At 74.8% G+C, this 15,393-nt stretch carries 11 protein-coding genes; 2 read left to right on the top strand and 9 right to left on the bottom strand.

Features of this window, described 5'->3' with window-relative positions:
• Positions 1 to 102: 102 nt before the first annotated feature.
• The 7 genes from IF43_RS0102435 to IF43_RS0102405 all read right to left on the bottom strand — a co-directional run bounded on the left by IF43_RS0102435 (position 103) and on the right by IF43_RS0102405 (position 9,163).
• Positions 103 to 1,152, bottom strand: a complete 1,050-nt coding sequence (locus IF43_RS0102435; protein WP_078909883.1) for a TrkA family potassium uptake protein — start codon at positions 1,150 to 1,152, stop codon at positions 103 to 105.
• Positions 1,153 to 1,172: 20 nt separating this feature from the next.
• A complete protein-coding gene (locus IF43_RS0102430; protein ID WP_030193214.1) occupies positions 1,173 to 2,747 on the bottom strand; it encodes a molybdopterin molybdotransferase MoeA in 1,575 nt (524 codons plus the stop codon).
• The gene (locus IF43_RS0102425) at positions 2,744 to 3,628 is read right to left on the bottom strand and encodes a DUF6457 domain-containing protein (RefSeq protein WP_051794562.1); all 885 of its coding nucleotides are present in this window, start codon (positions 3,626 to 3,628) and stop codon (positions 2,744 to 2,746) included. Before IF43_RS0102425 ends, IF43_RS0102430 begins: the two co-directional genes overlap by 4 nt.
• Before the next feature lie 519 nt (positions 3,629 to 4,147).
• Positions 4,148 to 4,678: a bacterial proteasome activator family protein gene (locus IF43_RS0102420; RefSeq protein ID WP_030193211.1), complete on the bottom strand. Its 531-nt coding sequence runs from the start codon at positions 4,676 to 4,678 to the stop codon at positions 4,148 to 4,150.
• A 93-nt stretch (positions 4,679 to 4,771) separates the two neighbouring features.
• Positions 4,772 to 7,621: an ABC transporter permease gene (locus IF43_RS0102415; protein WP_030193209.1), complete on the bottom strand. Its 2,850-nt coding sequence runs from the start codon at positions 7,619 to 7,621 to the stop codon at positions 4,772 to 4,774.
• Positions 7,618 to 8,469 (bottom strand): ABC transporter ATP-binding protein, encoded by an 852-nt coding sequence (locus tag IF43_RS0102410; RefSeq protein WP_234331918.1) that lies wholly within the window; start codon positions 8,467 to 8,469, stop codon positions 7,618 to 7,620. Before IF43_RS0102410 ends, IF43_RS0102415 begins: the two co-directional genes overlap by 4 nt.
• A gap of 25 nt (positions 8,470 to 8,494) precedes the next feature.
• Entirely contained in the window at positions 8,495 to 9,163 is a 669-nt protein-coding gene (locus IF43_RS0102405) for a PadR family transcriptional regulator (RefSeq protein WP_037887223.1), read from the bottom strand.
• Positions 9,164 to 9,330: 167 nt separating this feature from the next.
• Between IF43_RS0102405 and IF43_RS37750 the strand changes: the two genes are divergently transcribed.
• Complete coding sequence (locus IF43_RS37750) at positions 9,331 to 9,996, top strand: hypothetical protein (protein ID WP_030193203.1); 666 nt, start codon at positions 9,331 to 9,333, stop codon at positions 9,994 to 9,996.
• Positions 9,997 to 10,131: 135 nt separating this feature from the next.
• Here IF43_RS37750 and IF43_RS0102395 read toward each other — a convergent pair whose 3' ends face one another.
• The gene (locus IF43_RS0102395; RefSeq protein ID WP_030193202.1) at positions 10,132 to 11,871 is read right to left on the bottom strand and encodes a Stk1 family PASTA domain-containing Ser/Thr kinase; all 1,740 of its coding nucleotides are present in this window, start codon (positions 11,869 to 11,871) and stop codon (positions 10,132 to 10,134) included.
• A 280-nt stretch (positions 11,872 to 12,151) separates the two neighbouring features.
• Here IF43_RS0102395 and IF43_RS0102390 point away from each other — a divergent pair, with 280 nt between their 5' ends.
• A complete protein-coding gene (locus IF43_RS0102390; protein WP_030193200.1) occupies positions 12,152 to 13,741 on the top strand; it encodes a protein kinase in 1,590 nt (529 codons plus the stop codon).
• Between the two features lie 133 nt (positions 13,742 to 13,874).
• Here IF43_RS0102390 and IF43_RS0102385 read toward each other — a convergent pair whose 3' ends face one another.
• Entirely contained in the window at positions 13,875 to 15,164 is a 1,290-nt protein-coding gene (locus IF43_RS0102385) for a hypothetical protein (RefSeq protein ID WP_051794560.1), read from the bottom strand.
• Between the last annotated feature and the right edge of the window lie 229 nt (positions 15,165 to 15,393).

Genomic DNA, 15,393 nt, shown 5'->3' with positions numbered 1-15,393 from the left:
GTCGGTGGTGGGCCGCGAGGTCGCGGGGCCGGAGGGGCCGCAGGTCCGGAGAGGTCGCGGCCGCGGGCGTCGGCTCCCGGGGCGGCCGGCGTGCCGGGCCGGCTAGCGGGCCGCCGGCTCCGGCGGGGCCGCACGGACGATGACGATCAGGCGGTCCGTCAGCTCCAGCGGGCTCGCGTTCGGGTGGTCGTACGGCAGCAGCCGGTGCCCGCGCAGCACGCTGACCACCAGGTCGTCGGTCTCCCGTACGGCCTTGCCCACCTCGGACTTCCGCACCGGCCGCTCGACCAGGTCCAGGCCGCTGCCCTGCTGGATCAGGTCCTCCATCACCGTCCCGGCGCTCGGGCTGAGCACCGAGAGGCCGAGCAGCCGGCCGGCCGCGCTCGCGCTCGTGATCACGGCGTCCGCGCCGGACTGCTTCAGCAGCGGGGCGTTCTCCTCCTCGCGCACCGCCGCGACGATCTTCGCGCCGCGGTTGAGCTGCCGCGCCGTCAGGGTGACCAGCACCGCCGTGTCGTCCCGCTGCGTGGCCACGATGATCTGACGGGCCTTCGGCAGCTCGGCCCGCAGCAGCACGTCGCTGCGCGTGGCGTCGCCGATCACGCCCGCGAAGCCCTCCGCGTTGGCCGCTTCGATGACCTTGGAACTCGGGTCGACGATCACCACCTGTTCCTTGGGCAGGCCGGTGGCCAGCAGGGTCAGGAGCGCGGAGCGGCCCTTCGTGCCAAAACCGACGACGACGGTGTGCTCGCGCACCTGGGCCCTCCAGCGGTTCAGTCGCCACTCCTCCCGGGTCCGCTCGGTGAGGACCTCCAGGGTGGTGCCGACCAGGATGATCAGGAACAGCACGCGCAGCGGGGTGATGAGCAGGATGTTCGTCAGCCGCGCCGAGTCGCTCTGCGGGACGATGTCGCCGTACCCGGTGGTCGACAGGGTCACGGTGGCGTAGTAGATCGAGTCGAGCAGGTCGACGCTGCCGTCGGCGTTGTCGTGGTAGCCGTCGCGGTCGAGCCAGACGATCAGCACCGTCAGGACGAGGACGCCGAGGGCCATCAGCAGCCGCTTGCCGACCTGGCGCAGGGGGCGCTCCACCACCCGCTTGGGCAGCTTCACCCGCCGCGTGACCAGGTTCTCGTCGGCGTCCCGGGCCATCGCGTCCCGGCCGGGGAGTTTCACGTGAAACCGCCCGCCGCCCACGGCAGTTCGAGGACCTCCAGCTCCTGCCCGGCCACGGCACCGTACGGCGGTACGACGACCAGCGCGTCGGCCGCCGCGATCCCGCGCAGCATCGCCGGGCCGTGGTACCGCAGCGGTACGGCGTGCTCGGCGCGCAGGGCCACCGGCACCAACCGGGTGTCGTGCGGGTGCCCGGGCACCTCGTCCCGGACGGGCAGCGCGTAGCGCGGGGCGGGTCCGCGGCCGGACAGGGCCCGCAGCAGCGGCTCGGCGAGGGTGAGCAGGCCGGACACGGCGGCCAGCGGGTTGCCGGGCAGGCCGACGAGGAACCGGCCCGGGGCGGTCCTGGCCAGCAGCATGGGGTGGCCGGGGCGCACCGCGACCCCGTCGACCAGCAGCTCGGCCCCGGCCCGGGCGAGGACGGGGTGGACGTGGTCCACGGGTCCGGACGCGGTCCCGCCGGTGGTGACGACCACGTCGGCGGCGGAGCCGGTGACGGCCCCGTACAGCGCCTCGGCGTCGTCCCCGAGGCGGCGGGTGGCGAGCACCTCGGCGCCGAGGGCGGTCAGCCAGGGCCCGAGCATCGGGCCGAGGGCGTCGCGGATGAGGCCGTCGTGCGGGCGTCCCTCGGTCAGCAGCTCGTCGCCGAGGACGAGGACCTCGACGGTGGGCCTCGGTACGGTCGCCAGCTCGTCGTACCCGGCGGCCGCGGCCAGGCCCAGCACGGCCGGGCTGACGGTCACCCCGGCGGGCAGCAGCCGGTCGCCGGTGCGGCACTCCTGGCCGCGGGGGCGGATGTCCTGGCCGGTGACGACCTCGCGGTCGGCGTACAGCCGGGCCTTGTCCGGGTCGTGGCGGGCGTGCTCGCTGCGGATCACGGCGGTGGCCTCGGCGGGGATGCGGGCCCCGGTGGCGATCCGGACCGCCTCGCCGTCCGCGAGCGGGGCGGGGGCGGCGGCGCCGGCCAGCACCCCGGAGCCGCCCTCGGCGCCGGCGTCGCGGACCCGCCAGGGGCCGGGGCCGGCCACGGCCCAGCCGTCCATGGCGGAGGTGTCGAAGGACGGCAGGTCGGTGAGGGCGTCGAGGGGGGCGGCCAGGACGCGGCCGAGGGCCTCGGCGAGGGGGACCGTCCTGGTGGGGGCGGTCCGGGTGGGGGCCGCGGGTCCGGTCGGTCCGGTTGTTGTTGTGGTGGTGGTCGTGGTGGTGGTCGTGGTGGTGGTGCGGGCCGCGCGGAAGGCGGTGGCGCGGGCCTTCGGCCAGGGGGTGGCGCGGTGGGTGTGCACTGCCGCCGGTGCGGGTGCCGGTTCGGGTGCGGGGTGGGCTTGGTTCGGGTTCGGGTCCGGGTTCGGGTTCCGGTCCGGGTGCTGCTGGTGGTGGTGCCGGTTCGGGTGCCCGCCCTCGGTGTGGGCCCGTGCTTCCTCGGGAGCGGGTCCGGGGCCGGCACCGGTGCCGGGGGTGCCGCCCGCGGGCGTGCCGTGGGCGGTGCGGTTCACGAGGGCGAGGGCCTCCTGGACGGCCTTCTCCTCCGGGGACACGGCCCGCTCCTCCGGGGAGGCGGGGGCGGCGGTCATCCGCCGGCCGGGCCGCCGGCCGGGCCGGTCTCGGCCTCCCAGCGGGTGGCGAGGTCGGCGGCCTTGCGGCAGGCCTCGGTCAGGGCCGCCTTCGGGTCGGCGCCGTCGGCCGCGGCGAGCGCGGCGGCGTAGCCGACCAGGAAGGTGGTCAGCGGGGCGGCCGGGCGGGCCACGCCGTGTGCGGCGTCGCGGGCCAGGTCCAGCAGCTCGGGGATGTCGACGGTGACGTCGATGCCGAGTTCGGTCTTGACTGCGGTGATCCATTCGTCGAGCACGTTCCCATGCTCCCTGATCCGGGCGCGGGCCGCCGCGAGGTCCTCCCAGGTGTCGCAGTCGAAGGCGGCCGCGTCGGCCCCATCGACGCGGGCCAGCGCCAGCTCGGCGGTGAGCAGGCGCAGCGGGAGGCCGGTGACGGTTCCGTACTCGGTGGCGAGCAGGGCGAGCTCGCGGCGCAGCGGTTCGGTGGCGTACGCCGCGACCAGTGGCTGGTCCCGGCCGGTGCGGTCGCGCACGAGGACGGCTTCGGGGTGCGGCGGCAGGGGCCGTGGCCCGGCGTGCCCGGGGGACCGGTCGACGGCCGGTTGCGCGCCGTCCAGACCGGCCAGCAGCGTGCGGACGGTGGTGCGGTCCAGGAACGGGAGGTCGGCGGAGAGCACGAGCACCCGGTCCGCGGTGACGTGGCGGAGGCCGGCCTCCAGGGCCGCGAGGGGGCCGCCGCCGGGCGGGTCCTCGCGGGCCCACGTGACGGGGCGGGGCGTGGGCCTCCGGCCGCCGACGACCACCGTCGTGGCCGCGTCGGCGCACGCGTCCAGTACGCGGTCGACCAGGGGGCGGCCGCCGACGGGGAGGCCGGGCTTGTCGGCGCCGCCGAGGCGTCGCAACTGTGGCTTGCGACCACAGACGCCGCCCCGCCGGGCTCCGCCCGGGAAACCCGGGCGCTGCGCGCCGGGTGCGCTCAAACGCCGCGCGGGCTGGAGGTGCCCGGTCGGCGACCACAGATGCCGCCCCGCCGGGCTCTGCCCGGGAAACCCGGGCGCTGCGCGCCGGGTGTGCTCAAGCGCCGCGCGGGCTGGAGGTGCCGGTCGGCGATCGGGGTCGTGGTCTCGCCGGGCTCCGCCCGGGAAACCCGGGCGCTGCGCGCCGGGTGCGCTCAAACGCCGCGCGGGCTGGAGGTGGCCGGTCGGCGACCACAGATGCCGCCCCGCCGGGCTCTGCCCGGGAAACCCGGGCGCTGCGCGCCGGGTGTGCTCAAACGCCGCGCGGGCTGGAGGTGCCCGGTCGGCGATCGGTGTCGTGGTCTCGCCAGGCTCTGCCCGGGAAACCCGGCGCTCGAACGCCGCGCGGGCTGGATGTGCCGGCGCGGCGTTCGAGGCGTGGGGCCTGGGCGGGGCCCAGGGGGGTTAGAGGTACGGGCCCGAGGCGATGCCGTGGCCGGGTTCGTCGTCCGCGGGGGCGCCGGGCGGGAGGGCTCGGCGCATCTGCTCCAACTGGGCCCGCGCGGCCATCTGCTGTGCGAACAGGGCGGTCTGGATGCCGTGGAAGAGGCCCTCCAGCCAGCCGACCAACTGCGCCTGCGCGATGCGCAGTTCGGCCTCGGAGGGGATGGCCTCGTCGGTGAACGGGAGCGACAGGCGCTCCAGTTCCTCGACCAGCTCCGGCGCGAGGCCGTCCTCCAGTTCCTTCACCGAGGAGGCGTGGATGTCCTTCAGGCGTACCCGGCTCGCCTCGTCCAGAGGAGCCGCTCGAACTTCTTCAAGAAGCTGCTTGATCATGCTTCCGATGCGCATGACCTTGGCGGGCTGTTCCACCATTTCCGTCACCGGCACCTCGCGGGACTCGTCATGGGCGCCGCCGACCGCCGTCCCGTCCTGGCCCACGATCAGCACATGCGGGGGGCTGTCCTGCGACCGTTCACTCCTCGGCATCTCCATGCCGACATTGTCTCGCACACCTGCGTCACCAGACGGTGTGCCCCCGTACAGCGGTGATCCACCCTGTACGGGGGCACGAACCCGGGAAATCCCCTACTGCGCGGCCCGCCGGGCCAGCGCGCCCGAGGAGCGGGTGACCAGCGCCGCCAGCAGCGCCGCGCCCACCGGGACCGCCACGAGCAGCAGCGCCAGGGTCTGCCAGGGCACGACCACCGGCAACTGCGCCGGGCCCTCGCCGACGACGCCCCAGCCGCTCGCGACGGACTGCTGGTAGAAGGACTCCTGGGACCGCTGCTCGCTCCAGCGCAGTCCGACCGCCGGCAGGATGCCGGACGCGGACCCCAGCAGGACGCCCATCGCCGCCACGACGCCGCACTGGAACCCGCTCAGGGTGCGCCGCACCCGCGGGGCCGCGCCCACCGCCGCCAGGGTCTTGAGGTCGGCCTCGGCGTCGGCCTGGGCCAGGCCGGTGGCGATGCCGGCCGCGCCGATGGTGACGAGTCCGGCGAACACGGTGAGGGCGAGGGTCTCGATGCCCGTCTCGCTCTCGTACCCGCGCTCGACGTACACGCCGATCTCGGTGCCGATCCGGTCCAGGGCCGCGTCCAGCGCCTGCCGCTGTTCGGTCGTCGGCTCCTGGTCGAGCGTGAAGTACGTGCCCAACGCGACGGTCTTGAGGCCCGCGGCCTTCGCCGCCGCCGGGGACACGATCGCCCTGAGACCGTACCCGTCGGCCGTGGTGAGGTGGGCCGGGACGACCGAGGTGCGCCCGGGGGCGTCCTCGCCGCGGTCGGAGGCGGCCGCGGCCTTCTTCTCGTCGGTGACCTCGGTGAACGAGATCCGGCCGGCCGTCACGTTGGCCTTGCTGAAGGCCACCGCCTGGCCGTCGCGCAGGGCCCGGACGGCGCCGGGGTCGGTGATGCCGAGCACCGTGAGCAGCTTCTCGTCGCCGACGAGTACCTCCTGCTCGGCGTACACCTTGCTGACGGGCTTGCAGCGCCAGTCGGAGGCCATGGCGCGCAGCTTCTCGGGCGGGAGGCTCTCGAGGTCGCGGACTCCGTCGCGCGGGCAGCGCTTGTCCTTGGGCGTGTTGAGCTGGAGCTGTCCGCAGCCGTCGCCCATGTCCCACGGGTCGCAGCCGGGCTTGCCGACGTAGATCCGCTCGACGTCCGTCCGTACGGCCAGGGGCAGTTCGCGGACCATGGCGGCGCGGACGGCCGGCAGGTCCCGCGCCGACGCCGTCTCCGCGGCGCTGGCCCAGCCGGACAGGTACGGGGCCTTGGCGTCGTACTCCGCGCGGTGCTGGGCGTCGGTGCTGGCGGAGTACGTGGCCACGGCGACGGTGCCCGCCACGGCGGCCAGGACGGCGGCCACGGCCGGAGCCGTACGCCCCCGGTTGCGCACGGCGTCGCGCAGCGCGAGCCGCGGCGACAGCGGCAGCCACCGCCCGGCCCGCCCGAACAGGCCGACCAGGGTCGGGGTCAACGCGACCACGCCGAGCTCGGCGAGCGCGCTGCCGCCGCCGACCATCAGGAAGCCGCCGGAGTCGCGGGTGGACCCGTACAGCGCCACGGCCGCGCCGATGCCGACGGCGACCAGGCCGACGACGGGCAGCACCCGGTTGGCGCGACGCACGCCGCGGCGGCCGGTCAGGGAGGCCAGCACGGTCTGGCGGGAGGCGGTGAAGGCCGGGACGATCGCGGCCAGCAGGCCGGTCACGACGGCGAGCAGGGCGATCCCGAGGAGTTCCAGCGGGCGCGCCTCGAAGTCGCCGAAACGATTCCCCAACTGGTCTTCCAGCACCGGCCGCAGGGCCCAGGTGAGCAGCAGGCCCAGTGCCGTTCCGACGACCGCGGCGGTGGCGCCGATGACCAGTCCGCCGGAGAGCACGATGGCGCGGATGTGGTGCCGGTCGCCGCCGTTGGCGCCGACCAGGCCGAGCTGGCGGCGCGAGCGCCGGGCGCCGACGGCGAAGGCCGGACCGGCCAGCAGGCAGATCTCCAGCATGGCCAGCATCACGACGGTCGCGACGACGGCCAGCGCCTCGGCGTCGGCGGCGGCCGAACCGCCGTAGTCGCGCTGCGACTCCTGCTGGTAGTACGGGACCTCGGAGTCGGCCGGCGGGTGCAGCGAGACCTGCTTGGACAGCACCAGCGCGCCCTTGGCGTTGGCCTTCCGCACCATGTCCCAGGTGAAGCCGCCGTCGGCGCCGGTGCGCACGAAGTACGTGCTGGTGGTGTCCAGGGCCCGCAGGCCGGCCGCCTTCAGCGCCCCGTCGAGCCGTGGGAGCAGCGTGCCGGGGGCGGCGAGCAGTTCGTCGTCCTTCAGCTCGCTGGGGAGCTCGTACGCGCCGACGACGCGCAGCGGGGAGCCCTCCATGCCGCGGAGGACGACCTTGGAGCCGACGTACAGTCCGGCGGACTCCAGGAAGTGGTCGGTGGCGGCGATCTCGCCCGGTCCGGTGGGGTAGCGGCCCCGGTTGAGGGTGAGCATGCCCGCGGCCAGCGGGCTCTTGACGTCGAGCTCGCGCACGTCGGCGCTGAGCAGGCCGTACCTGGTGCGGACACGGGCGTCGCCCGAGGTGTCCTTCAGGACCGTGGAACCGGGCGGGAGGGCGGCGCGGACGTTCGTGGGGGCGTCCGGGTACTCCGTGCCGTCCTTGTAGCCGCCGGCCGGTGCCCAGTTCGTGGCCTTAGGGTCCTGCACGATCGGCGTGCCGCCCATGCCGGTGCCCTCGACCCGGGCGTCGGCGGCACCGAGCGTGCGGGCGAGCCGCTGCTCGGGGGAGAGCTCGGCGCTGCGCAGGGTCACGTCGGTGGCGCTGACGCCCAGGATGGGCAGCGCGATCATGGCGAGGACCAGGGCGCTGCGGCCCTTGGAGCGCCAGGCGTCGCGGCGGGCGATGCGGACCGCCGCGACCCAGGAGTGGTACCAGGACGTCACCGGGCGGCCCGCCCGGAGAGCAGGGAGTCCGCGTTGCTGCGCACCGTCTCGTCGACGACGCTGCCGTCGCGCAGGAACACCACGCGGTCGGCCCAGGCCGCGAACCGCGGTTCGTGCGTGACGAGGACGCCGGCGGCGCCCGCGTCGCAGCGGGCCCGCAGCAGGCCGAGGACGGACTCGCCGGTCTCGGAGTCGAGGGCGCCGGTGGGCTCGTCGGCGAGGACGAGGCGGCGGTCGCCGACGAGGGCGCGGGCGATGGCCACGCGCTGCTGCTGGCCGCCGGACATCTCGTCGGGGAAGCGGTCGGCGAGCTGCGGCAGGTTCATCTCCTCCAGCGCGGCCAGCGCGGCGGCGCGGGCGCGGCGGGCGGAGGTGCCGTCGAGTTCGAGGGGGAGGGCCACGTTCTCCGCGGCGGTGAGCGCCGGGATCAGGTTGTAGTCCTGGAAGACGTAGCCGATGCTGCGGCGGCGCAGGGCCGCGAGCTGCTTCCGGCTCGCCGTGGTGATGTCGGTGCCCTCGACGACCACGCGGCCGCTGGTGGGGGTGTCCAGTCCGCCCGCGAGGGTCAGGAGGGTGGACTTGCCGGAGCCGGAGGGGCCCATGACGGCGACGAGTTCGCCGGGGTGCACGGCGAGGTCGATGCCGCGCAGGGCGTGCACCTCGGTGGCGCCGCTGCCGTGGACGCGGGTGAGCTGCTGGAGGTGCAGGACGGGCTGCCGGCCCGGGTGGCCCGGGTGGCCCTGGTGACCCTGGTGGGTCGGGTGGGTGGGGTGCGCCGGATAGGCCGGCTGGGTCGGCTGGGGCGGGTGGGCTTGGTGGCCCTGGTGGGGCAGGTGCTGGTCGGGCATGGAGCGGTCCCCCCTGGGACGGTCGTCAGTTCCGCGGGGCCCGTGCGGGGGCCTGGGCGGTCGGGGTCGGGGTCGGAGCGGCGGCGCCGGCGCCGCGCGGGGTCGGGGTGGTCGTCTCGGCCGGGTCGTGCACGGCTCTCCGTCCGGCCGCCGCGGAGAGCCGGACGAGCCGGGTCTCGGAGTGGTCCAGCCAGCGGGCCTCGGCCTCGGTCTGGAAGATCAGCTGCTCGACGACGAGGAGCCACGCCACGTCGTCGCGCTCCTGGGACCGCCCGGACTCGATCGCGGCGAGCGCCTGCGCCTTGAGCCGGGTGTAGTCCTGCATCGCCTTGATCGTGGCGGAGCGCTGGGCCTGGATGACGGCGCGGACGTCCACGCCGGGGGCGCCCACGGCCATGGCGAGCTTGATGGACAGCTCGTCGCGGGGCGGGCTGGTGCGGTCGACCGGGCGCTCATACCAGTCGTGGAGCTCGGTACGGCCGGCCTCCGTGATGGCGTAGAGGGTGTGCCCGGCCGTGTCCTCGCCGTCGGGCGCGACGAGGCCGTCGCGCTCCAGGCGGGCGAGGGTCGTGTAGACCTGGCCGACGTTGAGCGGCCAGGTGGAGCCGGTGCGGGTCTCGAATTCGGTACGCAGCTGGGAGCCGTACCGGGGGCCGCGCTCCAGCAGTGCGAGGAGTCCGTGGCGGATCGACATACCGAGTATGTATACCGAGTATGTCCGGGGCTGCAAAGCTCCCTGAGATGTACATCTCAGGAGGGATGCCGGCGGCGCCGCTCTGACGACCCGTCCGGGATGCCGGGAATGTCGGTTCGTGTGAATCTGAGCCTGACATCTCGGTGGTTCGGGACGGAGGGGTCCCCGTGACTCAGCGCCTTCGTGCGGTCCGGTGGACGGCCGGGGCGGCGTTCGCCCTGGGCGCGCTGCTCCCCGCGACGGCGGACGCGGCCCCCGCGCACCCCCGTGCGGCCACGTCCGTACCGGACCGGTGGGCCACCCCGGAGCCCGTTCCCGCCCGTGCGCCCGCCGCCGGGGTCGTGGACGGGGCCCCCGCCCCGGAGGTCGCGGGAGCCGCGGAGCACGTGGAGGCGGCCGGGACCGCGCAGGCAATGGAGATCGCGGAGGCGGCGGAGATCGCGGAGGCGGCGGAGATCGCGGAGACCGCGGGGACCGCCGACGAGGTGGACCTCGACGCGCTCACCCACGCGGACGACGAACTCGCCGGCAGCGTCGCCGGCGAGGGCCGGATCCGGCCGGGCCGGGTCGGCGAGGAGGCGCAGCTGCCCGGACCGGCCCTGCCCGCGGCCCGGCCGGTACCGCCGCCCGTCCCGCAGCCGGTCCGGCCCCGCCCGGAGCAGCCGGCCCGCCCCCGACCGAGCGAGAAGCCCCAGGCCGCCCTCGGCGGCGCCGACCCGAACGCGCGCGCCGCCGACCTGGCGGCGCACCTGCTCCCGCTCGGCGCCGGCCTCGCCCTGATGGGCCTGGGCCTCGGCTACATGGGCCTGCGCCTGCGCATGCGCGACGAATGACGCCGGTGCCCGCGCACGCGACCACCGACGCCGGTGCCTGCGCATGCGCGACGACTGACCCCGGCGGTGCGGCCCGGTGCGGCCGCTGCGGCCCCGTGCCGCGGGACCGCCGGATCCCCGCGGTCCCGCGCCCCGTCAGGAGGCCGGGTTGCCCGTGGAGATGTACACGGTGACCTTGGTGCCGTTCGGGTCGACGTCGTCGTCCGGGTTCGGGAACTGCTCCAGCACCTGGTCCTCGCCGTACACGGCCTCGTCCCGTTCCTGGACGTCGATGGTCCAGCCGGCCGCCTGGGTGCACTTCTTGACGGAGAGGATGTCCTTGTAGCGCAGGTCCGGCATCTTGACCTTGGACGGGTCGTTGTAGGACTCGGTGGCGTCCTTGCACTCGGACTCCTTGATCGTCCGCGTGCGGTCCGGGCCGCGGTGGCCCGCCTTCGCCGACGAGCTGGAGGACGAGCCGGCCTGCGGGGAGTCGCCGCCCTCGTCGTCGCCCTGCAGGTTCAGGATCAGCGCGGTGACCAGGCCGCCCACCGCCAGCAGCGCGACCGCGATCGAGCCGACCGTCACCAGCCGGCTGCGCTGCCCGCCCGAGCCGGAGCCCGAACGGGCGGCGGGCGACGACGGAGCCGTGGCCGGTGAGACCGCGTACGGCGGCGGGGTCGAGAAGCCCTGCTGGGGCGCGGGGGAGGGCGCATTGAAGGGCGCGGCGTAACCCGCTCCGGTGGGGCCGGTGCTCGCGCCGGGGTAACCCGGCTGGTGGTGGGCCTGCGGGACCGGCGTGTGCGGCTGCTGCTGCGGGACGGGCGTGTGGTGCGGCGGGGGAGTCTGGGCGGGCCCGTACGGACCCGGGTAGGGCTGCTGCACCGACTGCGGCGGCGGGCCCTGGAGCGCGGCGTCCACCGGCGGGAACACGGTCGAGCCGACGCCCGCACCGCTGTTCACCGGACCGCCCGCGACGATCACCGGAGCGCCGGTCTGCCCGGCCGACAGCACCCGCAGGCACTCGTCGCGCATGGCGGCGGCGGTGGGGAAACGCTCGTTCGGGTTCTTCTTGAGGGCCCGCGTCACCAGCGCGTCCATGGCCGGCGTGACGGACCGGTTCACGGAGGAGGGCGCCACCGGCTCCTCCTGCACGTGCGCGTACGCGATCGCCAGCGGCGAGTCCGCGTCGAACGGCAGCCGCCCGGTCAGCAGCTGGAAGAGCATGATGCCGACCGAGTACAGGTCCGAGCGGGCGTCGACGCCCCGGCCCAGCGCCTGCTCCGGCGAGAGGTACTGCGGCGTGCCGACCACCATGCCGGTCTGCGTCATGGACGTCACGCCCGACTGCATCGCGCGGGCGATGCCGAAGTCCATGACCTTGACCACACCACGCTTGGTGATCATCACGTTGCCGGGCTTGATGTCACGGTGCACCAGGCCCAGCTCGTGGCTGGCCTCCAGGGCCGCCAGCACGTCGGCGGTGACCTTCAGCGCCTGGTCCGCGGGCATGGCCCCGTACTGGCCGATCGCGTCGCGCAGCACCGAGCCGAGCGGCTGGCCCTCGACGTACTCCATGACGATGTAGGGCATCAGGGCGCCGTCGCCCTCGCCGGGCACCGCGACGGTGTCCTCGCCCGTGTCGAATACCGAGACGATGTTGGTGTGCGACAGTTTCGCCACAGCTTGCGCCTCGCGGCGGAAGCGCTCGCGGAACGACTGCTCGCGGCCGAGCTCGGTGTGCATGGTCTTGATCGCGACCTGCCGGTCGAGGGCGGCGTCGTAGGCGAGGTACACCGACGCCATGCCTCCCTCGCCGAGCAAGTCCCGCAGCTGGTAACGGCCACGGGCCAGGGAGCCGCCTGCGTAACGCCCCTGTGTGCCGTCCTGGCTCATGCCTGTGCTTCCCCTCGGCGGTGCCCGGCGGTGCGCCGCGGTACTCCTCAGCTCTGCTCGGCTGTACGCGGCCACGCCTGGCGATATCCGTATGTCGGGCCACAGTCTGCCGGAGGGTCGTGACCAGTCAAGCCGGGTGCCCGCTCTGTGACCACACGCGGACAGGGCGCGATGCCGGACCGGCGGGGGGCCCGAAGGCTGTAGCGTTCATCGGAGCACCCTGGATGAGACGAACGTAAGACGTACCGCTGACGCGGGCTGGAAACGACGGCGAGGACTGATGGCACCCGAACCCGAGGGCAGCGGCGCCGGGATGGCAGATGTCCCCGAGCAGTTCTCAGGGAACATGGTGGGCGACGGCCGCTACCGGCTGACCCACCGTCTGGGCCGCGGCGGCATGGCGGAGGTCTTCGCCGCCGAGGACGTGCGGCTGGGCCGCACCGTCGCCGTGAAGCTGCTGCGCGCGGACCTGGCCGAGGACCCGGTCTCCAAGGCCCGCTTCACGCGCGAGGCGCAGTCGGTCGCCGGACTCAACCACCACGCGGTGGTGGCGGTCTACGACTCCGGCGAGGACCGGGTGAACGGCAACGTCGTCCCCTACATCGTCATGGAGCTCGTCGAGGGCCGCACGATCCGCGACCTCCTCATCAGCGCCGAGGCCCCCGGCCCCGACCAGGCGCTCATCATCGTCTCCGGCGTCCTGGAGGCGCTGGCCTACTCGCACCAGCACGGCATCGTGCACCGCGACATCAAGCCCGCCAACGTCATCATCACCCACGCCGGCGCGGTCAAGGTGATGGACTTCGGCATCGCCCGCGCCCTGCACGGCGCGTCCACGACGATGACCCAGACCGGCATGGTCATGGGAACGCCGCAGTACCTGTCGCCCGAGCAGGCCCTCGGCAAGGCCGTCGACCACCGCAGCGACCTGTACGCCACCGGCTGCCTGCTGTACGAACTCCTCACCGGACGGCCCCCGTTCACGGGTGAGACCCCGCTCTCGGTGGTCTACCAGCACGTGCAGGACGCGCCCGTGCCGCCGTCCCACCAGACCCCGGGCGTGCCGCCGGAGCTCGACGGCCTGGCGATGCGCGCGCTCGCCAAGGACGCCGACGACCGCTTCCAGAGCGCCGAGGAGATGCGCGGGCTGGTCCAGTACGCGCTCCAGATGCTCCAGGAGCAGGGCGCCGGCACCGGTACGTGGAACACCGGCCCGGTCACCATGGCCCTGCCGCACGGGCCGAACGCCACGACCGCGAGCCCGGCCGCGAACGGCCCGGGCGTGCAGGCGTACCCGTCCCACGGGAACACCCCGCAGTTCGGCGGGCCGATGGTGCCCCCGCTCAACCCGGACGACGGCTCCGCCTACGGCGGCGGTGGCGGCGGCTACCACGACGACCGCACCGCCCAGGGCGGCGAGGGCGGCCGCTGGAAGATGTGGCTGCTGGCGGTGGTGGCACTGGTGGCGATCGCGGGCGGCGTCACGTACGCGCTGGACAAGGCCAGGACGCCGACCGGCGGGGACGAGAACGGCCCGAGCAGGCCCGGGGTGTCGCACAGCCAGAGCCAGGCGCCGAAGAGCCCGGACCCGGAGGAGTCCTCCAAGGGCACGACGGACGACGAGACCGGCTCGGACGACGGCGAGACGTGGACGCCCAAGCCGAAGCCGTCCTGGGACCACCCGAGCCAGGACCCGCCGACCACCGACCCGACGCGGTCGACGGACCCGACGACGGACCCGACCGAGTCGACCGACCCGACGACCGACCCGACGGACCCGACCACCGACCCGACGACGGACCCGACCAAGGGCACCGAGAGCCCGGGTACGGACGCCGGCGGCCCGGACGGCGGCGCGGGCGCGGGCTGAGCGGCCCCACGGGCCCGCACCGGACCGGTACGCCGATGCCGGCACCCCCTGCCGAAGGGGGTGCCGGCATCGGCTTTCCCACGGGGCGTCCGCACCCCGTCCGACAGGCGTCGGACGGGGTGTCCGGCGGGTGTCAGCCGGTCGTGCGCTCGGCGATCGTCCACTCGCGGTGCAGGGACCCCAGGGGGATGTCCTTCTCGAACAGCGGGGTGCCGAAGACGGCTATCCGGGCCATCAGGGCGCCGGTGAGGTCGAAGCCTCCGTAGAGCCCCGCCGAGCCCTGGACGACCGGCGCGGCGCCGCTGCTGTCCACCGTGACCGTGCCGTTGACCGAGGTCCGCAGGTACGGCTTGACCGACGCCTTCAGGCCCACGGTGTCGTACAGCGCCACCGAGGCGTCGGCGGCGAGGCCGGTGCGCACCGAGGCGTTGCCGCTGAGCTTGGCGCGGACCGGGGAGGCGTTGACGGTCAGCGGGGTGGTGGCGGTCTTCCAGCCCTCGCCCTTGGTGTACGAACCCTCGATGGACCAGGAGCCGTTGATGTCCTGCTGGGTGTCGAGGGTGACCGAGCCGTCCGCGCCGATCTCGGCGGCGAGCGTGAGGTCGAGGTTCACCACGACCGGCAGCTGGCCGACCATCAGGACGGGGCTGGCGCTGAGCTTGGCGAGCGGGATGCGCACCGGCGTCGCGGAGGCGCTGAGCCCGGCGCTGATGTGCCAGTCGGCATGCGCGCCGAGGTCGAGGCCGACCTTGGCCTGCTGCGGGCGCAGGATGCCCTTGGTGCCGGTGTACGAGAAGTTCACCGCCGGGTCGACCTCCACGGAGCCCGACAGGCTCGCGGAGGCGCCCCCGGGCAGCGGCACGCTGGTGTCCGCGTCGAGCTCCAGCGCGGCCGACGCGTGGCCGTCGGCGCCGTCGGCCCGCTTGGTGTACGACACCTTGAGGTCCTTGAGCAGGGGCTTGACCTGGATGGCGCGCGGGTCGAGCTCCTTGTGCAGCGCCGCGTCTGCGTCGCCGAGCAGTTCGGCGATGGTGGCCGGGCGGGTGCTGACCTCGACCTGGCCGCCGGCGGCCGGTTCGACGGCCGTGATGGCGAGCAGGGCGCCGCGCGGCGCGGCGGCCGACGGCGGGCTGGCGATGAGCTGGCCGGGCCGGACGCCGGCGGTCTCGGCGGCGGGGGCGTGCGGGCCGCGGGCGGCGCGGGGCGCGGTGAGCCTCGCCTTGCCGGTGCGGCGGTCGTACGAGGCGAGCGCGAGCGGGGTGGTGGCGGCGCGCCCGGCCGCCGGGCCCGTCAACGGGCCTGCCGGGGCGGCCGGTTGGGCGGCGGTGGCGGGGGCGGCGAGGACGCCGCAGAGCGCGAGGGAGGCGGTCACGGTCAGCGCGGGCAGCGCGAGGGCGCGCTGCGGCAGGGTGCGCTTGGACATGGGTGGGGTCACCTTCGGCGTTGAGTGGTCAGGTCACGGGAAGGCAAGACCAGGACGGCAGGCCAAAGGGAGCCCCTTCAAAGGCCGTTACCGATGGGTATAACCGTCCAGTAGTTTTGCTGAGGGTGACCGTACACCGTCAGGTGATCATGGAGAAAACGGGGCGTACCGCCGGTAATCCGAGAACGCGCCGGTGACGCGTCCGGGATTTCCGGCGAACACGCGCGCG

Origin of the sequence: Streptomyces sp. NRRL S-87 (genome assembly GCF_000719335.1) — a bacterium.
Lineage (GTDB): Bacteria > Actinomycetota > Actinomycetes > Streptomycetales > Streptomycetaceae > Streptomyces.
Note: the sequence above shows the minus strand (reverse complement) of the source record. Positions and strands in the feature narration are given on the sequence as shown.